Consider the following 26,718-nt stretch of genomic DNA (forward strand, 5'->3'; position numbering starts at 1 on the left):
TTCTTTGTACACCCGGGCCGTAGGTTATCAGATGTCGACGCGGAAACCGACGGCAATCACGTCGCCGGAAAAAATGCGCCCGATTCTGTTGCTGTCGTCGATGGTGTTTTCCGTGTAGAGGGTCACCCGCTCGTTCCACTGGTATTGGAAGCCCAGGTAGTACTTGCGCAGCCGGAAGGAGTTGGCATCGATCAGGGCCGCCTCAAACTGCGCGTCGTCCGAGCGCAGGTAATTGTGCCCGCCGTAAACCGAGTAACAGTCTTTGGCTCCCCATGTATAGGTAATGATTGACTCGGAACCCTTGGCATTGAAAAAGTTGTCAATGGAGTCTACCAATCCAGGCGGTGCCAGCTGGTTATTATGTGAATGCTGGTAAACGAGGGCGCCGTAAAACCCCTGCTGGTAAGGGCCCTTGCCATAGTTGACACCGGCAACCCAGGCCCAGGCATTGCTGCTGGCGGTGATATGGAAGTCGCTGATAACCAGTTCCGGATTGAGGGGATCGCTGATGTCGAAAACACGGCCGCGTGTACTTTCAATGTCCAGCTTCATCCGGTTATAGGCCGTACCGAATTGCAGGCCGTCGCCCACGTTGGCCCGGTAGGTCATAGAGATGCTGTGGCCAAGCCCGAACTCGCAATCCCCGTCCGGGCAGACAATTTCGGTATTTTCGGGCTCGAGACCCTCGATGCCCAGGTCCACGCCGACGACATTCAGCTCCAGGCTCTGGGTGTGGGCCTGATACTGTAGCCCCAGCTGGAATTCACCGCCGAAGAGATCCCAGCGCCGGCGCCAGCTGATGGCGCTGTCGGCGCGCCCGGTGCCGAGGACGCCGCCGTCGGTGTTCAGTGAATAGGCGCCGCTGGCCAGCCCACCGGAAATTTCATACCAGTCAGTCCAGCCGGCCACGTCGTAGTAGACGGCCCATTGCTTGCCCAGGACGAAGTCGCCCCAGCAGTCGTGCTTGGCGAAGCCGTGACCCTGACGCAGGAACAGGGACAGGTCCCGGTCGCCGAAGGAGGCCTGCTGGTTACCCTGGATCAATAGCGGTGAGGCGGAGGAGATGGCCCGGACACCCCACTCGAGGTTGAAGCCGGTATCCCAGTCTCCGTAAGCGGGCACGTTGAGGCCCAGCCGGAGTCTCGACGCGCCATCGCGCATTTCTGTGTCTCCTCCAGCGTTCACCTGGTTGGCGCTGAAGTAGCCAGACATGTAGAGCGTCACTTCGCCGGATTCATAAATCGGCACAGCGCTGACCTGTGGCGCTGCCGCAATCAGAACTCCAGCCAGGCAGATTCTTAATCTTGCGTGCATTCCCTTGTCCACAATTGCTCTCGTGCTCGGCCTGTGCACGATTTTCCAAGTTGATTTTGGAATTAAAGGTAGACCAAGCCACTGGAAAACGTGTTCACAGGCGATACACTTGCGCCACTTGGCACTGTATTTTGAACCGCAAGCATCGAGGGGGCGTAACAAAGAATGTCGAGTTCGAATCACACGCGGCAATTGTTTGGTTTGACGGTGCGACAGAATGCCCACACAGACATGCGTCGCCTGCGACGGGAAGCCGGGGAGCCCAGTCTCCACGGGAATAAATTCTGGAAAAGTTCCTGCCTGACGATGGACTACCTGAAGAAGCACCCGTTGAAACCGGGGGCGAGGGTACTGGATCTGGGTTGTGGCTGGGGGCTGGGTGGTATCTTCTGTGCCAAACGGTTCGGCGCCCGGGTCACCGGCCTGGATGCGGACCCCAGTGTATTTCCGTTTGTGCACTACCATGCGCAGCTGAATGGCGTATCGGTGGAGACCTGGCGTTGTCGCTATGAACGGGTGAGCAGTGACGATCTGTCCCGTTTTGACGCAGTAATCGGTACCGATATTTGTTTCTGGGACAAGCTGGAGGCGCCACTCTACAATTTGACACGCCGCGCCCTGAAAGCGGGGGTGGGCCGTATCCTGCTGGCAGATCCCGGCCGATCGCCCTTCCGGCGGCTGGCGGAACGTGCGGAAGAAAAGCTGGGAGCAGAGTATCGGGAGTGGGAGGTACGCCAGCCAATGAAGGCCAGTGGATGTCTGATGATTGCCGGCGAGACCGGCGCTAGAGGTTAACAATGCAATACGACAAGTTTCAAATGCCCTGCGCGGACCAGATTTTGCCGGGGCGTCCGGAGCCCATGGACATCACCAATGAACATTTCGTCAATGGCAATCCGCTCAAGGGCCCGTTCCCCGAGGGCATGAAGGCAGCCATCTTCGGCATGGGTTGTTTCTGGGGTGCGGAACGGCTGTTCTGGGAGATGGACGGCGTTTACTCCACTGCCGCCGGGTACTCGGACGGGTGCACGGAAAACCCCAATTACGACGAAGTGTGCAGTGGGCGCACCGGTCACGCGGAGGTAGTGCTGGTGGTTTACGATCCGGCAAAGATCAGTTACGACGACCTCCTGCAGGCATTCTGGGAGAATCACGACCCCACCCAGGGGATGCGCCAGGGCAATGACCTGGGCACCCAGTACCGGTCCTGCATTTTCTGCTTCGATGAAGAGCAGTTGGCTCAGGCCAAGAAAAGCAAAGAGGCTTTCCAGCAGGCCCTGACGGAAAAAGGGCTTGGCGAAATCACCACAGAAATCGCCATGTCCAACCCTTTTTACTATGCCGAGGACTATCACCAGCAATATCTGGCGAAAAACCCGGAGGGCTATTGTGGACTGGCGGGGACCGGTGCCTGCCTGATGCGGTGACAGCGCAAGGCTATCGGCGCGATCGAAGCCCCTGATGCCTCGTTAGACTGGGGCACAGAAGAGTTGATCGATATAAAAAAGCGCGCAGCCTGATTATTGGGCTGCGCGCTTTTTTGTTTGGTGATCGCGAGAGGGGAGCCTACGGCAGGTTATCCGATTCGGCCGGCACAGCGGTGTCGGTCGGCGCCACTTGCTCGGCAAACGGATAGAGGACGTGGGCGCACCAGTCGCTCCAGCTTCCGGGGTAGAGCAGTCCGTCCCGGCGGCCAATCCGGTGCTGAACAAACAGGTTTACACAGGCGGTAACGCCAGAGCCGCAGTAGTGAACCAGCGGTTCCTCGCTGGGCAGGTCGCGCCAGAGGTGCTTGAGTTCTTCGACAGTCTTGAGGCTGCCATCCTCATTGGTGGCAGATTGCCAGGGCTTGTTGACGGCCCCGGGAATATGTCCGGCAATCGGGTCGATCGCCTCCTGGTGACCGGCAAACCGGGCGGGCTCGCGCGCATCCACCAGGCGCCAGGGCGGATTGCCCACCCGGCCATAGACAGAGTCATAGTGCACGGTTGCCATCTCACCGGCCCGGGCAGTGAAATCTCCGGCCCGCGCGGGAAAGTGACCGGCGCCGGATTCCAGCGGCAGGCCGGCACGCTGCCAGGCGGAGAAACCACCGTCGAGTACTGACACTGACTCGTGGCCAAAGTAGCGCAGTAGCCACCAGGCCCGGGCAGCGAAGGCGAGGCGCTGATCGTCATAGACCACCACGTGCGTCTTTTCATCGATGCCCATACGGCGGGCAAAAGCCTGGAAGTGTTCAGGCGAGGGCAGGGGGTGGCGTCCACCGAAGCGCTGCACTGGTCCGGACAGGTCATCATCAAGACCGGCGTAGAGTGCGCCGGGAATATGGCCGGCGGCAAACTGTCGGCTTCCCGCCTCAGGTTCGGCCAGGTCAAAGCGGCAATCCAATAGCACAGGCGGCCGGGCACCTCGAGTGCCAGACGAACGCAGAGCATCGGCCAACTCTGCCACTGAAATCACTGGGTCTCTCGTCATGGGGCGCTGGGCTCCCGTCGCTCTTTTAGTCTTTAGGTGACCCAAATTAAGCGGATTTAGTGCCGGTGTCCAGCGTGGATCGACGGAGGGGAAGGCTGTCTGGGGAGTCGTGTGGCGGGGGCGGGGCGGCCGGTATGCTGTTGTTTCAGCGGCATGACTGCACAGGGGGGGCACACAGCGGGTTGGAGATATCGGCAATGGCTCTCTGCGGACAGATACCATTCCCCGCCGTACTCTTGACCAGCGCTCAAGGTGCGGCATGCGTTCGCTACTCTTCAAGGCCGGAGGGCCAGTGGAGTCCTGCTAGGCCCGATCCGGGCGCCCTGTATCGAGTTGTGCGCCATGGTATCCGCAGGGGGTGCAATACCGCGAGAATAATGGCAAGCCGCCCACAGCAGCTCCGGACCGGCAAGACCATGCAGTGACAGCAAGATTCATGGCCGGGTATCTCAATCCCCTCTCAGAGTGATATCAAACATGTACTTGAAGGAAAGCTGGACGCGGAAGTCATTTGAGCGGAAGCTGTCGCGAGCGTTCTCCCGTTGGGCGTAGATGAGTTCCGGGCCCAGAAGCACGTTGTCTGTCGGGTGGTAGATCAGGTTCACCGAGGCGTATTCACCTTTCTCGAAAGCAGAGTCTAGCTGTCCATCGGTGGTATTGATTTTTAGGGATGAATACCCCACCGATGAAGTCCACTGCTTGTTCCAGTTGACGTCCAGGTAAGCCATCAGGCCTAGCATCGGCAATGCTTCGCCGGTGATGGGGGTAACTGGGTTGTCGAAGTTGTTAACGATGCCAATGTCGGCAGGAGCATCGTTCATATAGTTCTGGACTCCTTCGCCATAAACGACGGCCAGGTGCAGAACCGTGTAATCCATTTTGATGTTGGATGTGACGTTGATTCCCCATCCGGTTTCCTCGCCGCTCAGATCGAATTCATCGACCAGAATATCTTCCCACTCAATGCGGCGCACAATACCTGCCAGCTGCAAATGCCCCCAGGGCGCTTCAGCGCGGTACTGCATGGAGAGATCCGGGTAGCGGAAATGGCCACGTATTCCCTCCAGCTCGATCCGCTCATCGTAAGGGCTCAAGTCACGGCTGGCTCCCGGCCGCTCAAGAGCGAGTGCAAAGTGTGAGCCTCCATCGCGCCATGGTGTCCAGCGTAACTGAATATTGCGGAAAAAGACGATTCCGTTAGGGCCCCAGTACTCGATGGTATTGGGAAAGGTGCTGGCGTCCATGAACAGGCTGTCTGACTGGCCCGCGCCAAATTGGCAGAATTCAGCCCAGGCGTACCTCAGGTGAAACGCGGTTTCGCCTGCATCCGGCCCGAATCCAAACATGTCGTACTCAAAACGCGTTTTGATTTCCCCACATGGGGTCTGCGAGATGCCCTCAAAGCCGATACGGCTCTGGCGAACCCCCGTGTAATACTTTCCATCGGGCTCATATTCGCCATCAAAAGAGGGCAGTTGTGTGGGCCTTACTACATCGAAGGACTGCGGGTTGTTTGTATATTTCTGGTAGCCCATATCCAGCACGATATTGGAGTAGAAGCTGAGTTCCGGTGCGCTGAAAAAAACCGATTCGGTAGCATCGCCAGCCACGGTGGCAATGGGCATCGCGACTGTGAAGAGAGTGGTGAAAAGAGATGGGCGTATGGGCGGCGACATCAAATTGCTTATGCGCGGCTGCTTTTTCCTGGTTGCAGAGATGAGCATGGATACATCCTTGTAGTCGCGCTCTCGCATTCGACTTTCACATCAGGGCGGTGCAGTCTTTCACGGCACTGTAACCAACCATTGCATTGACTGCGCGGGCAGTAGCGAACAAGTTTAGCTTCGTAAGTGCAACATAGGTGCCTACTGGTGCTGAGCGGCGCCCATTCCAATTAATGGATGGCAGAGCCGACTGAATCGATCCGGTCAGTGTCACGCAAGAGTTGGCCATTGCGGCAGGCAGCCGCGGAGGCAGACATTCCCAGCCGGGCGGCCGAGACATGTAGACGGCTCCGGCGAAGGCAGGTGGAGGCCTATTGGAGCGCCGAACCACCTCGGGCAAATCATCGTCGGGATTTGGGGGAGCCTCCGGCAATATGACAGGCGACATACTGGCACCGGCCGGCCGCAGGCGCTGCGAGATTGAAGGGGTAGCCCGATAAGACTGGTGGCTGCGCACTGCGGCTGTTGGACGTTCGCAAAGTCTCGGCGAGCTCTGCTACTGAAACCACTGTATCTCTCGTCATGGGCACCTGTTTCCCGTCACTTTTTTTAGTCTTTACCTGACCCAAATGAAGCGGATTTGGTGCCGGTGTCCAGTGCGGATCGACGGAGGGGAAGGCTGTCCGGGTAGTCGTGCGGCGGAGGTGGGGCGGCCGGTTTGCCCGGCCGCCTGAGTGCTACTGCTTCATTGGCATGACCGCATAGGGGTTGCCGCCCAGGGCGTTGGAGATATCGGCAATTGCCTTCTGCGCACGGACGCTGTTGCCGGCTTCATCCAGGGGCGGAGAGATGACGGCAATGCCGAAGTTGCCCGGGGAAACCGCGATGATGCCGCCACCAACGCCACTCTTGCCGGGGAGGCCGGTGCGCCACAGCCACTTGCCGGAATCATCATAGAGGCCCGCCGTGGCCATGACCGCAAGCAGCTTGGGCACATTGTCTGGTTTCAAGACGGTCTTCTTCGACACCGGGTTCACGCCGCCATTGGCGAGGGTGCCAGCCATGGTGGCGAGATCCTTGGCGTTGACGCTGATAGAGCATTGCTCCGTGTAGATGTCAGTGGCCTGCATCGGGTTATCCTCAATGTAGTTGTAAGCGTACATGAGCATGCCGATGGCCTGGTTGCGCTGGTTGGTGTCCGACTCGGACTTGAAAACCTCTTCATTGACGGACAGCTTGCGACCGGCAAAGTCGGAGTAGTAAGACAGGATGCTGTTAAAGATATCGTCGCGGCTGTTGCCCTTGACCATGCTGGTGGCAGCAATAGCGCCAGGGTTCACCAGCGGATTCATCTCCGGCCCGCCAAATGCCTGCTTGGACATCTCGATCGAGACGATGGAGTTGAAGCGCATACCGGTGGCATCCGCGCCAATGGTGTTGAAGATTTTGTCCGGGCCAGACTCTTCCATGACCTTGGCGGCGGTAAAGACCTTGGAGATGGACTGAATCGAGACCTCGGACTTCACATCCCCGGCGGTGTAAACCTTGCCATCCGGCGTCACCAGTGCGATGCCGTAAATATTGGAATCCACCTCCGCCAGCACGGGAATGTAATCCGCGTTCGCCCCCTCTTTTAGGCCCTTGTATTTCTCGTAGGCGCGATCCAGGGCCGCCTGAATCTGCTTGGGTTCCATGGCGGTCGCGGGGATGCAGAGTAACCCGGCGAAAACAAAGGCCAGCAGCTTCAGGCTAATCAAGCCATGCAGCCTTGAAAGGAACAACCGTGGGTGAATCATCTCAATCTCCTCTCAGGGTCATATCAAACATGTATTTAATGGAAAACTGGACACGGAAATCGTGGGAGCGGAAGCCGTCCCGCGCGTTCTCACGCTCGGCGTACTGTAGTTCCGGGCCGAGGAAGACCTTGTCAGTCGGGTGATACAGCAGGTTGACCAGCGCGTACTCGCCTTTCTCAAAGGCCTCGTCCAGCTGGCCGTCAGTGGTGTTGATGTCGAGGCTGGAATAGCCGATGGTGGAGGTCCATTGTTTGTTCCAGTTCACATCGAGGAAGGCGCTCAGCCCAAGCATTGGTAGCGCCTCACCGGTAATGGGTGTCACGGGGTTGTCCGGCTGCAGTACCGCACCGATGTCCGCCGGTGCGTCATTCATGTAGTTCTGTACACCCTCGCCGTAGACCACTCCCAGCTTCGCCACGGTGTAGCCCATCTTGATGTTGGAGGTGACATTGATACCCCAGCCGGTCTCGTCGCCACTGAGATCGAATTCGTCGTCGAGAATGTCCTCCCACTCGATCCGGCGGACAATACCGGCCACCTGCAGGTAGCCCCAGTCGGCGCCAGCGCGGTAGTGTGCAGCGATATCCGGCCAGCGCAGGTGTGGGCGGATGTTCTGCAGTTCGATGCGGTCTTCATAGGGGGTGAAATCGCGGCTGGCGCCCGGCCGCTCTATCGAAATCGCGAAGCTCGAATCGTCCTCCTGCCACGGCGTCCAGCGCAGCTGTACGTTGCGGAAGAACACCATGCCGCTCGGCCCCCAGTACTCAACGGAGTTGGGGAAGATGTCCGGGTCCATGAACACGCTCCACGTCTGGCCCGCACCCACCTGGCAGAACTCGCCCCAGGCATGGCGGAGGCGGAACGTGGTCTGGCCGGCGTCGTCACCGACGCCAAACATTTCGTACTCGAAATGGGTTTTCACTTCTCCGCAGGGCGTCTGCGATGTGCCCTTGAAACCCATGCGGCTCTGGCGCACACCCTGGAACCACTTGCCATCGGGCTCGTATTCCTCCTCGAAAGCTGGCAGTCGTGTCGGTCGGACGACATCGAACCAGTCGGGATCGTTGGTGTATTTCTGGTAACCGGCATCCAGCATGATATTCGTGTAGAGGTTGACCTCGGGAGGACTGAAGTAACCAGGCGTGCCATCATCACCGGCCAGGCCGACGAGCGGCATCGCGGTTGCGATAAGTGCTGTGATTGCAGTGGGACCTTTACGCGAAGGAGCCAGGTAGCTTCTGCGCGAATGCTTTGGCTTGGTTGCAGAGACGAGCATGGGTACATCCTTGTAATCGAGCTTTCGCTTGCGACTTTCAGTGAAATGCGGCGCTGCTTTTCCCTGCGGCGCCCCCTGATGTCGCAGTGACTTTGCGGGCAATAGCGTGACAAGTGTAGATCTGTAATTGGTGCGTATGTCCCAAAAAGGGCTGGCCGGCGCTCTGTTCAAAATTTTTGAAGGTGGAGCTGACAAAATTGCATGGGCCAGATAGCGGGAAGGTGCCGGGCAGGGGGGGCAAGGGGGAAGGCGCAGGCGCTTAAGCGGCTCTCACTGCATATAACGCCAGGGCACATATGGTGCCCTGGCGCAAAAAATATAATGGCTTCAGGGCGTTTTTTCCCTGGCGGGCGAGGGCACAGATTCCTGGCCCCCCTTGATCACAGGCGGTGGTGAATGTCGCGGGGTGGCTTCGTGCTCCGCTTCACCCTGTGCTTCAGTTGCCTCACCGGCCTGTAGCGCCAGCTCTTCTTTTCGACAGGCAAAGGTCTGTTCCGAGACCTGTGCGGCGGGGTCGTCGAGGAACTTCGCGGCGGCCTCCTCGGCGCAGTTACTTGCGGAAATCACATCGTGTGCCAGCTGTGGGAAAAGCAGCCACTGATGATTGGGCAACGCGGCGCGGGCTTTTTCCGCATCCTCCGCATCGAGCACCGGGTCCAGCGCACCGTGAAGAATCAGCGTTGGGACCTCGGCAGCGATGGCCTCGGCTTCCAGGGGGCCAGCGGGCGGGATGGCCCAGATACGGCATTGCAGTTGCATCAGTTCGAGATCCGCGCGCACCGCACTGCCGAGAATGCCGGTGTCGTCCGCTTTGCGGCGTGCCTCCTCGAAGTCGACAAAGGGAGCCTCCTCGAAGCAGAAATGGCTGATGCCTGCTGCGTCACCAAAATACGGATCGAGAATGATCGCCATGAAATGATTCACTGCGTCCCGCGCCGGTGCGGGATCGCCCTTTTCCAGCCCCTCGATAACCGCCGGCAATTCCGGGTAGAAGCCCTCGTCGTAAAGCGCCTGGAACAACACACGCAACAGCCGCTGGCCGGTCATGGCAAAGGGGAATTCTCCATCGGCATAGGGATGCTCGATGGGCACGGTTACCGGCGCCTCATCCAGCTTCTCCACCAGGCTTTCCAGTCGCTGGCGCAGGTTTGGATAGCGGCTGGCGCAGAGCTTGTCTTCGCTGCAGAAGTTGAGACCGCGGAAATAGGCGGATTGGGAATCCTCAGCCAGTTGCTGGATGTAGGGGATGTCGGGAAATACGGCACTGTTCAGCACCAGCGCTCGTACGGAATCGGGAAAGTCCCGGGCCAGCGTCAGGGCATAGCGGGAAGCGTAAGAGACACCGTACAGGTTCATCTGCTCCACCCCGAGCGCCTTGCGCAGTGCCTCGATGTCTTGCGCGACGGCGCTGCTGTTGTAGTGGGCAAGATCCGCTTTCTCGCTCAGGCGGCTGTAGCAGCGTTCGAGGCTGTGACTGAAAACCCGGGCCTCTTCATCGGCCGTCAGGGGCCTCTGGAATGCGGTCGTCGCATCCTCGATAAACTCGGTACAGGCAAGCCTGGGTTCCGCCATGCCGGTACCACGGGGGTCAATCACGATCAGGTCACGTCCGTTTTCCACGGTCATGGTGGCGTAGTTGATCCACAGCCACTCACTGGCATTTTCCGGTTCCAGGCCCATGCTCGCGCCGGGGCCGCCCGCGCCGAGGTGTAAAAGCGGGAACTTGTCGGGATTTTGGTCGTTGGCCATAAAGCGCACCACCGGGAAGCGGATTTTACGCCCCTGGGGTTTCTCGTGATTCTCTGGCACTTCCATCATGAAGCACTGGGTAATCGGCCAGCTGTTGTCGGCCTCGAACCAGCAGGGCCGCGCCTGCAGCTGTGACTCGGGGTCAGCATCCCCGTCCGCCGGCTCACCGCGGTTACAGGCCGCCAGAACGGGCAGGGTGATGACCAGGAGCAGGGCTTTCAATGGAAGCGGATAATTCACTACGGGATTCCGTGTCCGGCGCGGTTGCGCGCTGTTAACCATGGTTGCCAAACCGGGCGATGGGAGCCGACAGGTTCCATCGCAATGCGGCGAGGCGTATGGATAAAGTTACCAGGATCGCAATGGCGACCACTATCTCGCCCGGCAGTGTACCGCTGGCGTCGAGCAATACCAGTGCCGCGGCGCCGCTCAGGGCGGCAGTGGCGTAGATCTCCCGGCGCAACAGCAGCGGAATGTCCCCGGCGAGAAGATCGCGGATCAGGCCTCCGAAAGTGCCGGTCATGACACCCATCACGATAGCGATGGCAGCGGAATGGCCCAAACCGAGCACCTTCTGGGTGCCGATGACCACAAACACTGCGAGCCCCATGGCGTCGGCGATCTTCAGCAGGCGCATGGGCACCTGCAGATAGCGAATCAGGTAAAAGCTCACCACCCCGGTCGCCGAGGCGAGCCAGAGATAATGGGTGTCCTGCAGCCAGAAGACCGGCACGTTGAGAATCATGTCCCGCAGTGTGCCGCCACCGGTGGCTGTGACGCAGGCCAGAACCACCGCCCCGAACAGGTCCATCTGCTTGTGGCCCGCTGCCAGGACGCCGGAGAAGGCGAAGACCACAATGCCGATCAGGTCGCACCAGAAAAGCAGCTGTTCCATAGGAGCCTGCGGGATCTCGATTTAGGGGTAGGGAGTGTTGGATCGCTGATGGTAGAGGGGGAACCGGCGCCTGTCACCTGCAGGCGCCGGAGGGGCAGGCGGGCCGCTCCACGCGGCCGGCTGCCCGCTGTCGGCGTTTGTTTAGAAGAACGCCTGCAGGCCGGTCTGCGCGCGGCCGAGGATCAGGGCGTGTACGTCGTGGGTGCCCTCATAGGTGTTTACCGCTTCCAGGTTCATTACATGGCGGATCACGTGGAACTCGTCGGCGATACCGTTACCGCCGTGCATGTCGCGGGCGACACGGGCGATATCCAGGGCCTTGCCACAGTTGTTGCGCTTGACCAGGGAAATCATGGTGGGATCGAAGTCTTTCGCCTCGTCCATGATACGCCCGACCCGGAGGGACGCCTGCAGGCCCAGGGTGATCTCTGTCTGCATGTCAGCGAGCTTTTTCTGGAACAGCTGCGTCTGTGCCAGCGGGCGATCGAACTGTTTGCGGTCGAGACCGTACTGGCGCGCGGCGTGCCAGCAGAACTCCGCGGCGCCGATGGCACCCCAGGAAATGCCGTAACGGGCGCGGTTCAGGCAGCCGAACGGCCCACGCAGGCCGCCGATATCGGGGAACTTGTTCTCTTCCGGCACGAATACGTTATCCATGACGATTTCGCCGGTGATGGAGGCACGCAGGGAGAACTTGCCCTCAATCTTGGGCGCGCTCAGGCCTTCCATGCCCTTGTCGAGGATGAAGCCGCGGATGATGCCTTCGTCGTCTTTTGCCCAGACCACGAATACATCAGCGATCGGGCTGTTGGTGATCCACATCTTGGCACCGCTGAGGCGGTAGCCGCCGTCCACCTTCTTGGCGCGGGTCTTCATGCCGCCGGGATCGGAACCGGCATCCGGCTCAGTCAGGCCAAAACAGCCGACCCACTCACCGGTAGCCAGCTTGGGCAGGTATTTCTCTTTCTGCGCTTCGCTGCCGTAGGCAGAGATGGGGTACATGACCAGGCTGGACTGGACGCTCATGGCGGAGCGGTAGCCGGAATCCACGCGTTCTACCTCGCGGGCAACCAGGCCATAGGAAACGTAATTGAGGCCGGCGCAACCGTAGCCTTCGATGGTGGAACCCAGCAGTCCCAGCTCGCCCATTTCGCTCATGATTTCGCGGTGGAACACTTCGTGCCGGTTGGCCTCGAGAATGCGCGGCATAAGCTGCGACTGACAGTATTCACGCGCGGTATCACGGACCATGCGCTCTTCGTCGCTGAGCTGCTGATCCAGCAGCAGGATGTCGTCCCAGTGGGCGAGGGGTTGATGCTTGCTCATTATTCGTCTCGTCTACCTTTGCTGTCAGTGGCAACCGGGGCCTGGGCCCGGGCAATGCATGGTAATCAGTTGCGTCGCGGTGCCAAAGTGCCGCCGGGGTCTCCCGGAGGGATCGGCAGCTGTGGCGTCAAAGTGATCCTGAAATTTGTGATCACTATTTCCGGCGCCGCCATGATACCGAAGTCCGGGCAGAAGGGCACTCCCTCTGTGTCCGTCAGCAGAATGTTCTTTGCTTTGCGTTAACGACGGTTAATTTCCTTGAAGCAATGGGCTTGTGCCCAATACTTTCACAACAACCTTCTTCTTTTTGCCGTCAACGATTTATCCGGTGGTGCCCTTGTCTGCTCTGCGAGCACTGGTCATTGTTCTGCCGCTGCTGGCCGCCTGCGCGGCCCGGCCGCTGCCCCCGGGGTTGCCGCAGGCAGCCCTGGGCTTGCCTGACCAGTTTTCCACATCTGGTCAGGCGACGCCGGATCAGCGTTGGTGGCAGAGCTTCCAGGACCCGCAGATGGATGGCCTGGTGCAGCGGGCCCTGACCGACAGTCCGGACCTGCGGGCGGCGCTATGGCGGCTGGAGCAGGCCGCCGCGGTAGCGCGCGGCGCCAGGTCGGGTCTGTGGCCACAGTTGACAGGCGGCCTGGAGCATACCGAGCAGCGCCGTTCCCGGGACAGCGGCTTTGATTTTTCCGGTGGCGAAAACGAGGGCGGCAGCTGGAGCGGCAGGCTCGCCGCCAGCTATGAAATCGATCTGTGGGGCCGGGTCCGATTCGGCGCGCGCGCCGCAGAGGCGGCCCGCCTGGCCAGCGAGGAGAGTCTGCAGGTGGCCGCGCTCAGCCTTGCCTCCGAGGTCGCCACCACCTGGCTGCAACTGCGCGAACAGTGGGGCCAGCGGGATCTTTTGCATCAACAGCTGGATATCAATCGCAAGACACTGCGTGTACTGGAGCTGCGCTTTGGCGGTGGTATCAGTGCCGCTGCGGACGTATTGCAGCAACGCCAGCTGGTAGAGCAGTCAGAGCAGGAGTTGGTGGAGACTGAATTCAATATCGAGACGCTCAAGGTCCAGCTGGCCACGCTGATCGGTACAACCCCTGCGGTGTTGGACGGCTTGGTCGAGCCGATTTCCGGGTTGCCGTTGTTGCCGGCGCTGCCGAATACCGGGGTTCCGTCCCATCTGCTGCTGCGACGGCCGGATGTGCTGGAGGCCCAGCGCAACCTGCTGGAGGGGCACTACCTGGCGGAGCAGGCGTGGGCCGAGCGCCTGCCAGTGATCAGCCTGTCCGGCTTCTACAGCGGCGGTGGTCCCTCGATCAGCGATATCACCAAGGACTGGCTGCTGACCCTGACCGCCGCAGCCGAGGGGGTGATCTTTGACGGCGGCAGCCTGTCCTCAGAGCGGCAGCGTCAGGAGGCCGCCGAGCAGGAGCGCTGGGCACAGCTGGAGAGCACGGTGCTGACCGCCCTGTCCGAGGTGGAGCGTGCGCTGATCCAGGAGCAAGCCGTGCGCGAGCGTTTGCGATTCCTGCGGGAGCGGGCGCGACTGTCGGACCTGGTTGTCGAGCGCCAGCGGCGGGCCTACACACGCGGGACGGTGGATTTCCTCAATGTACTCACCGCCACCAATGAGCAACAGAGCCTCGAGCGGCAGGTACTGGCAGCCCAACGGGAATTGATCGAGAACCGGGTGGTGCTCTACCGGGCGCTGTCAGGCGGTATTCCCGGTGAGAACCTGCCGGCTGCGCAGCCGGTTGAACTGGAGCGCTATCGGCAGGAGGGCAGCTGATGCTGAAGCGGCTCAACTGGAACTTTGCGCTGCCGGTTGGGCTGCTGGTGGCGGCGGTGCTGATTGCCGGCTGGTTACTGCGGGAAAAGCCCACCATGACACGCGGTGAACGGGCGCCTCCGGCCCCCCTGGTGGAAGTAGTCACAGCCCAGCGGGGCCAGTACCCGGTGACGGTCGAGGCGCTGGGTCGGGTGCGTCCGCGCGAAACCGTGGATCTGGAGCCGCAGGTTGAGGGGCGGGTGGAATGGCTGGATTACGACCTGGACCAGGGTGCAACGGTCCCGGCGGGCCGACTCCTGGCCCGGATCGAACGGGAACCCTATGAGCTGGCACTGAGGACCGCGCGCAGCACCCTGGCTGAACGACGCGCGGAACTGCAACAGGAGCGCGGCCAGCAGCTGGTGGCAAAGGAGGAGTACGAGCTGCTGGGCAGATCGCTGCCTGAGGCGGACCGCGCCCTGGTGTTGCGGGAGCCACAACTGGCGGCGGCCGAGGCTCGGGTCGATGCCGCCGAAGCTTCGGTGCGGCTCGCGGAGCGGGATCTGCGCCTGACCGAAGTCCGGGCGCCGTTCAATGCGCTGTTGGTTGATCGCAGTGTCGATATCGGGGACCGGGTAGGACCGGGCAGCGTGCTCTACCGGTTGGCCGGCGCGGATCTGTTCCAGGTGGAAGTGGAGATTCCTGCGGTCCAGCTCTCGCGCCTGCGCAGGGACGGGGCGGAGGTGCGTATCCGTGGCAGCCAGTGGCCAGAGGGCAGCTACCGGCGCGGGCAGTTCGTGCGCTTGATTCCCGTCCTCGAGGAGCAGGGCCGACTCGCGCGGGTGCTGGTCGAGTTGGAGGACCCGCTGTCCCAGGAGCTGGTGTCCGAGCCCAGGCTGCTGCTCAACGACCTGGCCCGGGTGATCATCGTCAGCCCGTCCGAGCGGGAGCGAGTCCGTATTCCGCTGACTGCCCTCCAGGACGGTGAGCAGGTCTGGGTGGTGCGGGATGGCAGGATTGGGGTGCAACCGGTCGAGCTGGCCTATCTGAGCGGTGATTACGCCGTATTGGAAGCCGGCCTCAACGGCGGTGAGCAGCTAATCACGACACGCCTGACCGCAGTCACCGACGGAATGCGGGTACGCGTGAGCGAGGCTCCAACCGGTGGAGCCGCGTACGAAGGTAATGCCGCGCCCGATGGTAATGCGGCGCCCGGGGTACAGCGGGGCAGCCCGGCCACCGGAGATGGTGAGGAGGCTTCTCCTCCCGCAGCGGCCGACGATGCCTCTCCTCCAGAGGCTGGAGAGCGCGGATGAGCGGGCTGGACACCGGCAAAAAGCTGCCGCGGGAACCGGTCAACCTTCACGGCGGGCCGATCGCGTGGATGGCGCACAATCACGTTACCGCCAACCTGCTGATGCTGGTGCTGATTCTCGGCGGCCTGGTTTTCGCAACGCTGGTAAAAAAAGAAGTGTTTCCGGATTTCAGCCTGGACATGGTCACGGTGCAGATTTCCTACCCCGGTGCCAGTCCCGAGGAGGTGGAGAGAGGGGTGCTGGTGGCTGCGGAGCAGGCGGTGCAGGGCATTCCCGGCATCCGGGAGATGCGCGGCACCGCCAACGAGGGCAGTGCCACCCTCAGCCTCGAACTGGACGAGGATGCCGAGGGCAATAAGGTTTACCAAGACATCCAGCAGGCCATCGACCGTGTCACAACATTCCCTGATGATATTGAACGACCCCAGGTGAGCCTCGCTGATCACCAGCGCGATGTCCTCGACCTGGTGGTTCATGGTGATATCGATATTCACGCCCTGCGCGGAATCACCATGCTGCTTTATGAGCAACTGGAGGCGCATCCCGAGATTACCGCGCTGGAGACCTATGGTGTGCGCGACTTCGAGGTGGCCGTGGAGGTCAAGGGCGAGAGCTTGCGCCGCTATGGGCTGTCCCTGCCGCAGGTGGCGCAACTGGTCCGGGACGCAGCAGTGGATGTACCGGCTGGCGCGGTGAAAACCGAGGCGGGCGAAATACTGGTGCGGGTGACCGAACGCCGCGACTGGGCGCGGGAGTTTGGTGAAGTCGTAGTGGTGCAGGCGGCGGGTGGCGGGATCGTGCGGCTCAAGGACATTGCGACTGTTCGGGATGCGTTGGTGGAAGAGCCGCGTAACATGAACTTCAACGGCCAGCCGGCCATGGGCATCGACGTGTTTCGTGTCGGTGACCAGACGCCGATGAGTGTCAGCCTGGCGACCCGGGAGGTACTGGCCGAGGTGGTGCCGACACTACCGGACGGTGTGGAGGTCAGTATTCGCGATGATGATTCAGAAATCTTCCGCGAGAGATTATCCCTGCTGCTGAAGAACGGCTTTATCGGCTTGATGCTGGTTTTTATTGTGCTCGGCGCCTTCCTCGAGCTGCGACTGGCATTCTGGGTAACGCTCGGTATTCCCACCAGTTTTCTCGGTGCGCTGCTGTTCCTGCCCGCGTTGGATATTTCCATCAATATGGTGAGCATGTTCGCTTTCATCATCGCGCTGGGGATCGTGGTCGATGATGCAATCATCGCCGGCGAAAATATTTATGAGTGGCGCCGCCTGGGTTACAGCAATCTGGAGGCCGCCATCGCCGGCGCGCGGCAGGTAGCGGTTCCCCTCACTTTTGCCATCCTCACCAATATTGTTGCCTTTGTGCCCCTGATGCACCTGCCCGGATTTATGGGCAAGATTTTCGGCATCATCCCCCTGGTGGTGGGATCTGTGTTCGTGATTTCGTGGGTGGAGGCGCTCTTTATTCTTCCCGCGCACCTGGCGTACTCGCGCCGGGGTTACCGCAATGCCCGGGCACGGCGCTTTGCAGCGCGACAGAAGATGATCGCCCGCAGCCTGGATCGTTTTGTGGAGAAGCGCTTCAAGCCGTTTCTGGACCTCTGTATTCGCCACCGCTACACCACGATCGCCCTGGCAGTGGCCATTCTCATGGTCGTGACCGGCTATGCAGCCAGCGGCCGCATGGGGTTTACCCTCTTGCCGCGGGTGGAGCGGGATTCGGGCCGGGTTCAGGTCACATTTCCCGCGGGCACGGCAGAGCGGCAACTGGAGCGTGCACGGAGCCAGATTACCGGGGCTGCGGACCGGGCGCTGGAGAAAATGGGCCGTGAGGGTGTTTTTCTGGGCATGCGCGGCCTGGTTCGCGATAACACGGTGCAGGTGGATGTCTACCTGGTGCCCGCAGACCAGCGACCGTTTACCACCGGGGAATTTGTTCGCACCTGGCGGCAGGAGGTGGGTGAGGTGCCAGGTGCCCTGAGTTCCAGTTTCGCCGCTGACCGCGGCGGTCCAGGCGCCGGCCCCGCACTCACAGTCGAGCTCCGACACACCGACACCCGCACGCTGGAAGAAGTGGCCCTGCGGCTTGCGTCAGCGCTGGCGGAGTTCCCCAATGTCAGCGATATCGATCCCGGCATCTCGCTTGGCAAGCAGCAGCTGGACCTCACGCTGACGGACACCGCCAAGAGCCTGGGCCTCACCGCCGAAGAAATCGGACGGCAGCTGCGAGCCTCGATCTATGGCGCCGAAGCAATGCGTCAGCAGCGGGGGCGGGACCAGGTTAAAGTCATGGTGCGGCTGCCGGAGGCGCAACGCGGATCGCTGGAGGATGTCTCCAGCATCATGGTGCAGGCGCCCGGCAATATCTGGCTGCCGTTACCGGACCTTGTGGTTATCGACCAGGGCCGGGCCTACTCGGGGATCAACCGCCGTGAAGGCCGACGAGTGATGACTGTCACCGCCAACGTCGAGCCCGCGGATCAAGCGACCCTGGTGATCAACGAATTGGACCGGAGTATGGTGCCGCAACTGAAGGCGGAATACGCGGGACTGGGGATCTCCTACGAGGGGCGCCAGGCCGAAGAGCGGGAGGGGCTGACGTCCCTGGGGCTCACCTTCACCCTGACCATGGCCGCACTCTACCTGCTGCTGGCCATTCCCCTGAAGAGCTACATACAGCCACTGACGGTGATGGTGGCGATTCCATTCGGGGTGATCGGCGCGCTGCTGGGCCACCTGATTATGGGTTACGGCCTGAGCATGATCAGCCTGCTGGGTATGGTGGCCCTGGCCGGTGTCGTGATCAACGATACCCTGGTGATGATCGAATACGGTAATCGCCTGCGGGAGCAGGGTGTTGAAGTCACTGATGCGATCAAGCAGGCCGCGGCGCGGCGCTTTCGCCCGATTATTCTCACCACGGTGACCACGTTTTGCGGGCTGACGCCGATGATCTTTGAGACCTCGGTACAGGCGCGATTCCTGATCCCCATGGCCATTTCCCTGGGCTATGGGATTCTCGCCGCGACCACGATCTCACTGCTGCTGGTGCCCTGTCTCTACCTGATGTTTGCCCGCGATATTCCGCTGTTGTTTGGCCTGCGCAACCGCAGCGGGCTCGCAAACAGCTGAAATCAACGGTTGCTAATCCCTACGCAACTCGTCCTTGATGGCGATGGGGTTGGGGAAATTCATCACCACGATGTAGGACGATACCAGGAAGGTGAGGATTGCGGTTGCCTGGATCAGGTGTGATGCGCCGCTGCCAATCAGTTGCTGGCTGGTGGCGAGGAACGCAATCAACAGGGAGAACTCGCTGATCTGGCCAAGGCGGAAACCGAGATCCCATGCCAGCACTTTCTGCCCGCTCTGGCTGCCCAGTAAAAAGCGGAAAACCAGTGGCTTCACCACCAGGACCGCGGCCGCGGTAATGAGCGCCGGCAGGGCGATTTCGGGCACCATCGAGAGCTTGAACTGGGCGCCAATACTGAAGAAAAACAGGATGAGGAAAAAGTCCCTCAGCGGCTTCAGGCTGAGCGCGATGTACTGAGAGATACGGCTGGTGGCCAGGGTAATACCGGCGATGAAAGCACCGATCTCCCGCGACAGGCCGAGAATTTCCGCCAGTTCCGCAAGCCCCATACACCATCCCAGTGCCAGCAGAAAAATATATTCGTGGAAGCGGTCGAAGCGGGTAAACAGCGGCAGCAAAACATATTTCACGGCCACCCAGGCCACCAGGACCAGCAGGGGCAGGGCGGCAAACGAAATACCCAGCTGGGCAAAATCCACCTGGCCGGTGCTGCCGCTCAAAAGAATCATCAGGCAGGCGATGGCGACGAAATCCTGGAACAGCAGTAAGCCCACCATCAACTCGCCCAGGTGTTTGTGGTGCAGCACCGTGGTAGGCAGCAACTTGATGCCGATGATGGTACTGGAAAACATCATCGCCATGCCGATCACCCAGGATTCCACAGTGGTAAAGCCGAACAGGCGACCGAGACCGTAGCCCAGCCCCAGGAATACGGCGCAGCTGACAATGCCGACGAATGTGGCCTTGCGGATAACCGACATCAGTGCCTGGGGCTGCATGTCGAGCCCCAGCAGGAACAGCAGGAAAATAATGCCCACGGTGGACATGTCTGCGAGCAGCTGCACATTGTTCACCACCCCGAATACGGAGGGGCCAAGCAACACGCCGAGGGCAATATAGGCCACCAGCAGAGGCTGCCGGCCATAGAGCGCCAGGGTGGCAAGCAGGGCGGCGCCACTGAAAATCAGGAAGAAAGATTGAAAGAGTGAGGTCTCCGCCACAGCACATCCTTGTTCGCCGGCTTTATTCCATTATCCATACATGATGGCACGGCTGGAACCACCCCGGCAGGCGCGATGGTTCCTTTTGGTTGCATGGACGGCGCGCTCAGAGGTTGAACCAGCGCAGGTCTTCGGCTTGGGGCGAGAGGATCGGTTGCGCACAGACTTCTCCCCTGGGCGCCGCGAGGATGTCACGGGCCTGATGGATAAAGTCCGCCAGCCGCGTCGGTACCGGTTCCGGTGGTTGGACCCGGGAGCCCTCCAGTGACAGTGCCAGCGGAGGCTCCGCGTGTTCACCCTGGTAGCGCCAGACGCCTGCAGCGGCGTCGTACTGGTAGTAGGGCAGCAAGCGGTGGCCCTGTTCGGCGATCAACTCCACCGCCTCGATGAGGTAATCCACCGTTTCCATATCGAGGAAATAGTTGAAGTTCAGGCGCACCCAGCCGGGCTTGAGCAGGCTCTCGCCCTCGGCCACCACCGTTTCCAGCGCTTCGCTCTGCTCCGGTGTCAGGTGTAACAGGGCATGCCCGTAAGGACCGGCACAGGAGCAGCCGCCGCGCACCTGGATGCCGAAAAGATCATTCAGCAGTGCGACGATGAAGCCGTGGTGCAGGGGCTTTCCATTCTTGAGGATATGCAGTGAGACAATGCTGACCCGCTCTGCTTCGGTGCCGCCCAGTATTTCGATATTGGGGTTGTCCCGCCAGCGGGCGAAGGCACGCTGGAGCCAGTCTGCCTCCCGCCGCTCGATTTCCTCGGCACCAACGGTGTCCTTGAGCTGGAACACCAGCCCGGCCCGTACAGACTCTACGATGGCCGGGGTACCGGCCTCTTCACGCCGTTCCCCGGCTGGCAGGTAGGTGTGCTTTTCCGGCCCGACCCAGGAGACGGTACCACCACCGGGCACCGCCGGTTGGTCGGTCGGTAGCAGCTCGCGGTCGATCACCAGCACACCGGGGGTGCCGGGACCGCCGACAAACTTGTGCGGCGAGATGAACAGGGCATCGATACGGGTGCCATCGCCGTCGCCAGCGGCATCGACACGCACGTAGGGGCCCGCTGCCGCGTAATCCCAGCAGGAAAGGGCGCCGTGGCGGTGCAACAGTGCGGTGACCGCCGCGACATCGGTACGTATGCCAGTGACATTGGAGGCGGCAGAGAAGCTGCCCACTTTCAACGGCCGCTCCCGGTACCGCAGAAGCGCGGCCTCCAGTGCCTTCAGGTCCACGCCGCCGCCCGGGCATTGCGGGATGGTCACCACCTGGGCCAGTGACTCCCGCCACGGCAGGTCATTGGAATGATGCTCGTAGGGGCCGATGAATACTACCGGGCGAAGGTGTTCCGGTATTTCCTGCGCAATTCCCTGGAAACGCTCGGTGGCGGGCTTCCGCAGCCCCAGGCTGTCCACCAGGCGGTTGATGGCCGCCGTCGCGCCGGAGCCACAGAAGATAACCGCATGCCCATCATCTGCGTTCACGGATCGCCGCACCGAGGCCCGGGCCTGCTCGCGAAAGGCGGTGGTCTGTCGCCCGGTAGCGGATGTTTCGGTATGGGTATTTGCGTACCAGGGGAGCACCTGGTTGCGGATGGCATCTTCGATAAACGTCAGCCCGCGGCCTGAGGCGGTGTAATCCGCGTAAATGAGAGGGCGGGTCCCGAACGGGGTGGAAAGGGGCATGCGCTCGCCGATCACGGCATCGCGGATACGGGCCAGAAGTGCTTCGCAGTCGGCCATGGTTACCTCTAACTCAGTTGAGGTCGCTGTGCCCGAAAGCGCGCGACCGATTATTGTAAGGCGATCGCGCTTGCATAAACGGTCAGGCGCGTCACCAGTTTATTCTTTGTCTCCCGACGGGATGGGAAGCTCGGTCGTGCTCTTGATCTGCTCCATGGCGAAATTGGACACGATATCGCTGATGCCCACGTGCCGGATCAACTCTTTGTAGAAGCGGTCGTACGCTGCGATATCACTGACCACGACCCGGAGCAGGTAGTCGTAGTCACCGGCCATGCGGTAACAGTCCACCACTTCGGGAAGTTTATTGATATGACTCGCAAAGGCGTCCGCCCACTCGGGCGTGTGCTCGTCGGTTTTGACCTGGGCGAACACCGATACCGGCAACCCCAGGATTTCCGCGTTGAGCAGCGCAACCTTGCGGCGGATGATGCCGCTTTTCTCCAGCTTCTGCACCCGGCGCCAGCAAGGAGTCTTGGTTAACCCCACGCGGTCCGCCAGCTCCTCGATGGAGAGGCTAACATCTGATTGCAATATGGCAAGAAGTTGTCTATCGATCGCATCAAGTGAGGACATGATTCTAGAAGCCTCCCAAAAAAGCGGAGATAATATCTCCTGAAGATGCTTTCGCTGCGGTCCGTGGTAAAAAATACCCTGACCGTTTTGCGGTCTGCGCCGGTGTCCGAGGTAAGCGGGAATTGGTTGACTAAGACGCCAGCAGATGCGGTAACGATAGTCTCCAAAAAACGGGGATGGTAGTTGAATTTTTCGCCACACCCGCAGGGCGCGGGTGCGGCGGGCCGCAGGGCTCAGGCGGCGTCTTTGGGCGGGAAGCGGGGCTCGAACAGGCCCAGTTCGATGGCCTGGCGCACCTTGGCCATCAGGTCGATTTCGGTCAGTTGCTGCAGCTGCTGCAGGTCGTTCAGCACATAGTAGATGGGCTGCACGATGTCGATCCGGTAGGGGGTGCGAAGCGCATCGAGAGCATCGAACTCGAAGCGCTCTGGTTCATTGCTGAGGGCAAAGAGGGTCTCTTTCGGGGAGGACAAAATACCGCCACCGTAGATCCGCAGTCCTTCATCTGTCTGCAGTAGGCCGAACTCGACAGTGAACCAGTACAGCCGCGCCAGGTAGGCACGTTCCTTTGGCGATGCTGCGAGGCCCAGCTCGCCATACTTCTGGGTGAAATTGGCAAAGGCGGGATTGGTCAGCATGGCGCAGTGACCAAAAATCTCGTGGAAAATGTCCGGCTCCTGCAGGTAGTCGAACTCTTCCGGCGTGCGGATGAAAGTGGCGACCGGGAATTTACGGTCTGCCAGCAGGCCGAAGAAGGTCTCAAAACCGATCAGGGCTGGCACGCGAGCGACTTCCCAGCCGGTCTCCCGGCGCAGCACATCACTGATCTCGTGCAGCTGGGGAATGCGCTCGCTGGGCAGGTCCAGCAGTTCGAGACCGCGCAGATACTCGTCGCAGGCACGTCCGGGAACCACCTCGCGCTGCCGCTCGATCAGCCGCTTCCAAGTGTCGTGTTCCACGTCACTGTAGTGAATGATGCCATTGGCGTCCGGCTCGCGGGCGGTGTACTTGCTGCCTTTCTTGCCGCTGCTTTTGCTCTCACTTTTCATTCCGCTGCTCCTCTGAGGTCCCGATGTCCGACTACGGGAAGGCTCAAGTCTTCTTATTTGTTTGGACATCTATTCTTAGGCGCTGGTGCACTGAACCGGGAGAGTGAGAGCCCGCAGATTGTGTTGGGATAGGGGCCGCGGCTACACTTTCCGTAAATAAAACTTTACAGGTGCACCGTGCGGATCGAAATTACCTGTGCCAATCGTGTCGGTATCCTTCAGGAAATTATGCACATATTCACGGATTTTAGAGTGAATGTGGTTTCTGGAGAGCTGGGTGGAGACAGTGGCGATAAGGTTTACCTCCATATCCCCGGGCTGCTTCTGGCCCAATACCGGGCGATTGAGCAGGCCCTGCTGGGCGTTACCGGCATCCGCCGGGTGCGCCGTATCGGGCTAATTCCCTCGGAGCGGCGCCACTTTGAGCTGGATACCCTGTTGCGACATGTGGCCGACCCTGTCCTCTCGGTCGATCGGGAGGGGCGGATCGTGGCGGGGAATCTCGCTGCGGCGCGGGCATTTGGTGTCAGCCTGGATCGCGTCCCCGGGCTGCAATTGCAGCGCTTCCTGCCCGACTTGCAGCTCGGCGAGTTGTTGCGGGACCTGACTGCGCCGCGCTACGGCGTCCCCGTCTCCGTTCGGGGGCGAGCCTTTCTGCTGGAATGGACGCCGATACCGGTGGAGGACAGCCCCGGCGCCATCGATTCCCTGGCAGGTGCGGTCATTACCCTGACTGAGGACAGAGCCAATAGCGAGGCGGAAACCCTGAGCGAGCTCTCGATCCTGTGGGACTTCGGCAAGCGGAGAGATCCCTGTCTGCAGCTGCAGGAGATGGCGCCCCTCCAGGCCCCTGTGCTGATCAGCGGGGAGCCCGGTACCGGCAAGACAACTTTTGCCGGGGCTGTGCACTTTCTCTCGCCGCTGGCGGCCGAGGGCCGCTGTGTACGCTGGCAGTGTACGGCGGGTTCGACCCCGTCCGCCGACAGGCTGCCGACTCGAGGGACCCTGATACTCGATGACCTGAATGCTTTGCGGGATACGGATGTGGGCCCGCTGTTACGACTGCTGCGGGGGCGCTCACAGGAACTGCGACTGGTGGGCACCTGTCGCGATCCCGGAAGCCTGCCGCCGGGCCTGGCACAGCTGTTCTCTTCGCTCACCTTGCACCTGCCGCCACTGCGCCAACTCCGGCAGTCACTACCGCGCTTTGCCCGGGCGGTGCTGGGTGAACTGGAGGCGGGACCTCGCGAGCTGTCGGAGGACTGCCTGCCCCTGTTGAGGCAGCACGACTGGCCGGGGAACCTGGGCGAGCTGCGGGATCACCTGGCCGCCGCCGCCAATCGCTGTCGACGCAGGCAAGCGGACACGCCCGGTGAAAGGGCGGCAAGCCTGATTGAACTGGAGGATCTGCCCGGACTTGAGCCTGTGTCTCGGACACCCTGGCGGGACTGGGGGGAGGGCATGACCTATCGGGAAATTATGCGGGGGGTAGAGAGGCAGCTACTGCAGGAGATGCTGGGCCGCTATCCCAGCACCCGTGAGCTGGGAGCGCGCCTGGGACTCTCCCACACCGCGGTGGCCAATAAGCTGCGCGAGCACGGTCTGGCCGGGCGGGGCAAATGAATTGCCCTGGCCCGCGTCGGGAGCGGACGATCGGCCGCCCTTTGCTGTCAGCGGTCGATGCGGCCGATCAGCATGTCCTTGAACATCACGAAATCGCCCCACAGGCTGTAAAACGGATGTTTGAATGTCGCCGGCCGGTTGTGCTCGAAAAAGAAATGTCCCACCCAGGCGAATCCGTATCCGGCAAAGGGTACCGCGACCAGCCACATCAGATTGCCACTGACAATGGCTGTGATCACCAGCGCGATCACCAGGGCTGTGCCGGCAAAATGCAGCCGGCGGCAGGTGAGGTTGCGGTGTTCGTTCAGGTAGAAGGGATAGAACTCCCGAAAGGATTCAAACTTGTTCTCTCTGGATTCGCTGGTCGCGGCCATGTTTCCGGTCCTGTTGTTGTTATCGGGTGGCGTTATCGGAGGCGGTATCAGTTTACGGCCAATCCCGGGAGTGTCAAAAGCCGCTCTCAATTCGCCTTCAAGCGAACCTGCCGGTACGCGCGGACATGGCCCGAAATTTAGTCTGAACAGGCTCGGGGGGAATCTGGTAGTCTGCGGGCCAGAATAATAGAGATGCCAAGCAAGAGGAGTGTATGTCTGGCCCCCTTTCCCATCTGAAAGTACTGGATCTCAGCCGCATTCTGGCCGGCCCCTGGGCGGGCCAGGTGTTTGCCGACTTCGGTGCGGAAGTCATAAAAGTAGAGCGCCCCGAAAAAGGTGATGACACCCGTCACTGGGGCCCTCCCTACCTGAAGGATTCTGAAGGTAACGATACCGTCGATGCCGCCTACTACCTGAGTGCCAACCGCGGCAAGAAATCCATCACCGTCGATATTACCCGGCCGGAGGGGCAGGAGCTGATCCGCTCGCTGGCGCGGGAATGCGATATTGTGCTGGAGAATTACAAGGTTGGCGGGCTGGCCAAGTACGGCCTGGACTACGACTCCATCAAAACCATCAACCCCGGCATTATCTACTGCTCCATCACTGGATTCGGACAGACAGGCCCGTACTGCAATCGGGCCGGCTACGATGCCATGATCCAGGGCATGGGTGGCCTGATGAGTATTACCGGCGTGCCGGAGGGGCAGCCCGGTGCCGGACCGCAGAAAGTGGGCGTGGCGGTGGCGGACCTGATGACCGGCATGTACGCAGTCTCTTCGGTGCTGGCGGCGGTTGTGCACAGGGATCATACGGGAGTCGGGCAGTATATTGACCTGGCGCTGCTGGACACTCAGGTGGCCTGGCTGGCCAACCAGGCCCAGAATTATCTGACCTCCGGCAAGAGCCCGGAGCGCCAGGGCACAGGTCACCCCAATATCGTGCCCTACCAGGCGGTGCCGTCGAAAGATGGATACTTCATGCTGGCGGTGGGTAATGATGAGCAATTCAAGCGCTTCTGTGCCATTGCCGGTCTCGACGATCTGCCTGAGCAAGCGGCCTTTGCGACGAATTCCGCCCGGGTCATGGCCCGTGAGCAGCTGGTTCCCCTGATAGAGTCGGCAACCCGGGAGCACGAGTCCGACTGGTGGCTGGAGCGACTCAGCGAGGCTCATGTTCCCTGCGGCCCAATCAATAACCTGGACCAGGTGTTTGCCGATCCCCAGGTGCAGGCCCGCGGCATGGTGATCGAGCAGGAACACCCGGTTGCCGGCAAGGTCCGCACGGTGCGCAATCCCGCGCTGTTCTCGGCGTCGCCGCTCGAGTATGAGCAGGGGCCGCCGGTTCTGGGTGAGCACACGGAACCGGTATTGCGTGACACCCTGGGCAAATCTGCAGAGGAGATTGCAGCACTGAGGGAGTCGGGGGTCGTCTAGAGTTTTTCTGGCGAATCGTGGGCGGTG

General features: G+C 61.0%; 20 protein-coding genes. 7 read left to right on the plus strand and 13 right to left on the minus strand.

Annotation, left to right across the window (positions count from 1 at the left end; all coding sequences use genetic code 11):
- Positions 1–27 precede the first annotated feature (27 nt).
- Positions 28–1,314 (minus strand): porin, encoded by a 1,287-nt coding sequence (locus tag AWR36_RS02935; protein ID WP_082679349.1) that lies wholly within the window; start codon positions 1,312–1,314, stop codon positions 28–30.
- A 165-nt stretch (positions 1,315–1,479) separates the two neighbouring features.
- On the opposite strand from AWR36_RS02935, the gene AWR36_RS02940 reads away from it, so the two are divergent.
- Both AWR36_RS02940 and msrA read left to right on the plus strand, forming a co-directional pair.
- On the plus strand, positions 1,480–2,109 hold the full coding sequence (locus AWR36_RS02940) for a class I SAM-dependent methyltransferase (RefSeq protein WP_067080655.1): 630 nt from the start codon (positions 1,480–1,482) through the stop codon (positions 2,107–2,109).
- A gap of 2 nt (positions 2,110–2,111) precedes the next feature.
- Positions 2,112–2,741, plus strand: a complete 630-nt coding sequence (gene msrA, locus AWR36_RS02945) for a peptide-methionine (S)-S-oxide reductase MsrA (RefSeq protein ID WP_067080659.1) — start codon at positions 2,112–2,114, stop codon at positions 2,739–2,741.
- A gap of 139 nt (positions 2,742–2,880) precedes the next feature.
- On the opposite strand, the gene AWR36_RS02950 is transcribed toward msrA, so the two are convergent.
- The 7 genes from AWR36_RS02950 to AWR36_RS02980 form a co-directional block, all read right to left on the minus strand.
- Complete coding sequence (locus AWR36_RS02950) at positions 2,881–3,789, minus strand: sulfurtransferase (protein WP_082679350.1); 909 nt, start codon at positions 3,787–3,789, stop codon at positions 2,881–2,883.
- A gap of 449 nt (positions 3,790–4,238) precedes the next feature.
- Positions 4,239–5,513, minus strand: a complete 1,275-nt coding sequence (locus AWR36_RS02955) for a DcaP family trimeric outer membrane transporter (protein WP_141398461.1) — start codon at positions 5,511–5,513, stop codon at positions 4,239–4,241.
- Positions 5,514–6,190: 677 nt separating this feature from the next.
- Positions 6,191–7,249, minus strand: a complete 1,059-nt coding sequence (glsA, locus tag AWR36_RS02960) for a glutaminase A (RefSeq protein WP_067080665.1) — start codon at positions 7,247–7,249, stop codon at positions 6,191–6,193.
- A 1-nt stretch (position 7,250) separates the two neighbouring features.
- A complete protein-coding gene (locus AWR36_RS02965; protein ID WP_067080668.1) occupies positions 7,251–8,426 on the minus strand; it encodes a DcaP family trimeric outer membrane transporter in 1,176 nt (391 codons plus the stop codon).
- Between the two features lie 426 nt (positions 8,427–8,852).
- Positions 8,853–10,514: an alpha/beta hydrolase gene (locus tag AWR36_RS02970; protein ID WP_231745223.1), complete on the minus strand. Its 1,662-nt coding sequence runs from the start codon at positions 10,512–10,514 to the stop codon at positions 8,853–8,855.
- A gap of 34 nt (positions 10,515–10,548) precedes the next feature.
- Positions 10,549–11,169, minus strand: coding sequence for a trimeric intracellular cation channel family protein (locus AWR36_RS02975; protein ID WP_067080674.1), 621 nt, complete (start codon positions 11,167–11,169; stop codon positions 10,549–10,551).
- Between the two features lie 141 nt (positions 11,170–11,310).
- Entirely contained in the window at positions 11,311–12,495 is a 1,185-nt protein-coding gene (locus tag AWR36_RS02980) for an acyl-CoA dehydrogenase (protein WP_067080678.1), read from the minus strand.
- A 331-nt stretch (positions 12,496–12,826) separates the two neighbouring features.
- On the opposite strand from AWR36_RS02980, the gene AWR36_RS02990 reads away from it, so the two are divergent.
- The 3 genes from AWR36_RS02990 to AWR36_RS03000 are packed head-to-tail and all read left to right on the plus strand — an operon-like array spanning position 12,827 to position 18,716.
- A complete protein-coding gene (locus AWR36_RS02990; RefSeq protein WP_231745249.1) occupies positions 12,827–14,278 on the plus strand; it encodes an efflux transporter outer membrane subunit in 1,452 nt (483 codons plus the stop codon).
- Positions 14,278–15,573, plus strand: coding sequence for an efflux RND transporter periplasmic adaptor subunit (locus AWR36_RS02995; protein ID WP_067080684.1), 1,296 nt, complete (start codon positions 14,278–14,280; stop codon positions 15,571–15,573). The genes AWR36_RS02990 and AWR36_RS02995 overlap by 1 nt, the downstream gene beginning before the upstream one ends.
- The gene (locus AWR36_RS03000) at positions 15,570–18,716 is read left to right on the plus strand and encodes an efflux RND transporter permease subunit (RefSeq protein ID WP_067080687.1); all 3,147 of its coding nucleotides are present in this window, start codon (positions 15,570–15,572) and stop codon (positions 18,714–18,716) included. The genes AWR36_RS02995 and AWR36_RS03000 overlap by 4 nt, the downstream gene beginning before the upstream one ends.
- A 12-nt stretch (positions 18,717–18,728) precedes the next feature.
- Here AWR36_RS03000 and AWR36_RS03005 read toward each other — a convergent pair whose 3' ends face one another.
- The 4 genes from AWR36_RS03005 to phhA form a co-directional block, all read right to left on the minus strand.
- Positions 18,729–19,898: a cation:proton antiporter domain-containing protein gene (locus AWR36_RS03005; protein WP_067080690.1), complete on the minus strand. Its 1,170-nt coding sequence runs from the start codon at positions 19,896–19,898 to the stop codon at positions 18,729–18,731.
- Positions 19,899–20,004: 106 nt separating this feature from the next.
- Positions 20,005–21,633 (minus strand): aminotransferase class V-fold PLP-dependent enzyme, encoded by a 1,629-nt coding sequence (locus AWR36_RS03010; protein WP_067080693.1) that lies wholly within the window; start codon positions 21,631–21,633, stop codon positions 20,005–20,007.
- 99 nt (positions 21,634–21,732) lie between these two features.
- A complete protein-coding gene (locus AWR36_RS03015; protein WP_067080696.1) occupies positions 21,733–22,209 on the minus strand; it encodes an Lrp/AsnC family transcriptional regulator in 477 nt (158 codons plus the stop codon).
- A gap of 233 nt (positions 22,210–22,442) precedes the next feature.
- Positions 22,443–23,258, minus strand: coding sequence for a phenylalanine 4-monooxygenase (phhA, locus tag AWR36_RS03020; protein ID WP_067080698.1), 816 nt, complete (start codon positions 23,256–23,258; stop codon positions 22,443–22,445).
- Between the two features lie 252 nt (positions 23,259–23,510).
- Here phhA and AWR36_RS03025 point away from each other — a divergent pair, with 252 nt between their 5' ends.
- Positions 23,511–24,881, plus strand: a complete 1,371-nt coding sequence (locus AWR36_RS03025) for a TyrR/PhhR family helix-turn-helix DNA-binding protein (RefSeq protein ID WP_176491086.1) — start codon at positions 23,511–23,513, stop codon at positions 24,879–24,881.
- Between the two features lie 47 nt (positions 24,882–24,928).
- Here AWR36_RS03025 and AWR36_RS03030 read toward each other — a convergent pair whose 3' ends face one another.
- Positions 24,929–25,255 (minus strand): DUF962 domain-containing protein, encoded by a 327-nt coding sequence (locus AWR36_RS03030; RefSeq protein WP_067080705.1) that lies wholly within the window; start codon positions 25,253–25,255, stop codon positions 24,929–24,931.
- Positions 25,256–25,467: 212 nt separating this feature from the next.
- On the opposite strand from AWR36_RS03030, the gene AWR36_RS03035 reads away from it, so the two are divergent.
- A complete protein-coding gene (locus AWR36_RS03035; RefSeq protein WP_067080709.1) occupies positions 25,468–26,691 on the plus strand; it encodes a CaiB/BaiF CoA transferase family protein in 1,224 nt (407 codons plus the stop codon).
- Positions 26,692–26,718: the final 27 nt, after the last annotated feature.

This window comes from Microbulbifer flavimaris (genome assembly GCF_001641755.2).
Taxonomy (GTDB): domain Bacteria; phylum Pseudomonadota; class Gammaproteobacteria; order Pseudomonadales; family Cellvibrionaceae; genus Microbulbifer; species Microbulbifer flavimaris.

Excerpts from the sequence above, each read along its gene's own strand:
- AWR36_RS02935 (WP_082679349.1), bottom strand. The coding sequence starts at position 1,314 with ATGCACGCAAGATTAAGAATCTGCCTGGCTGGAGTTCTGATTGCGGCA.
- AWR36_RS02940 (WP_067080655.1), top strand. The coding sequence starts at position 1,480 with ATGTCGAGTTCGAATCACACGCGGCAATTGTTTGGTTTGACGGTGCGA.
- msrA (WP_067080659.1), top strand. The coding sequence starts at position 2,112 with ATGCAATACGACAAGTTTCAAATGCCCTGCGCGGACCAGATTTTGCCG.
- AWR36_RS02950 (WP_082679350.1), bottom strand. The coding sequence starts at position 3,789 with ATGACGAGAGACCCAGTGATTTCAGTGGCAGAGTTGGCCGATGCTCTG.
- AWR36_RS02955 (WP_141398461.1), bottom strand. The coding sequence starts at position 5,513 with ATGCTCATCTCTGCAACCAGGAAAAAGCAGCCGCGCATAAGCAATTTG.
- glsA (WP_067080665.1), bottom strand. The coding sequence starts at position 7,249 with ATGATTCACCCACGGTTGTTCCTTTCAAGGCTGCATGGCTTGATTAGC.
- AWR36_RS02965 (WP_067080668.1), bottom strand. The coding sequence starts at position 8,426 with ATGCCGCTCGTCGGCCTGGCCGGTGATGATGGCACGCCTGGTTACTTC.
- AWR36_RS02975 (WP_067080674.1), bottom strand. The coding sequence starts at position 11,169 with ATGGAACAGCTGCTTTTCTGGTGCGACCTGATCGGCATTGTGGTCTTC.
- AWR36_RS02980 (WP_067080678.1), bottom strand. The coding sequence starts at position 12,495 with ATGAGCAAGCATCAACCCCTCGCCCACTGGGACGACATCCTGCTGCTG.
- AWR36_RS02995 (WP_067080684.1), top strand. The coding sequence starts at position 14,278 with ATGCTGAAGCGGCTCAACTGGAACTTTGCGCTGCCGGTTGGGCTGCTG.
- AWR36_RS03000 (WP_067080687.1), top strand. The coding sequence starts at position 15,570 with ATGAGCGGGCTGGACACCGGCAAAAAGCTGCCGCGGGAACCGGTCAAC.
- AWR36_RS03010 (WP_067080693.1), bottom strand. The coding sequence starts at position 21,633 with ATGGCCGACTGCGAAGCACTTCTGGCCCGTATCCGCGATGCCGTGATC.
- AWR36_RS03015 (WP_067080696.1), bottom strand. The coding sequence starts at position 22,209 with ATGTCCTCACTTGATGCGATCGATAGACAACTTCTTGCCATATTGCAA.
- phhA (WP_067080698.1), bottom strand. The coding sequence starts at position 23,258 with ATGAAAAGTGAGAGCAAAAGCAGCGGCAAGAAAGGCAGCAAGTACACC.
- AWR36_RS03030 (WP_067080705.1), bottom strand. The coding sequence starts at position 25,255 with ATGGCCGCGACCAGCGAATCCAGAGAGAACAAGTTTGAATCCTTTCGG.
- AWR36_RS03035 (WP_067080709.1), top strand. The coding sequence starts at position 25,468 with ATGTCTGGCCCCCTTTCCCATCTGAAAGTACTGGATCTCAGCCGCATT.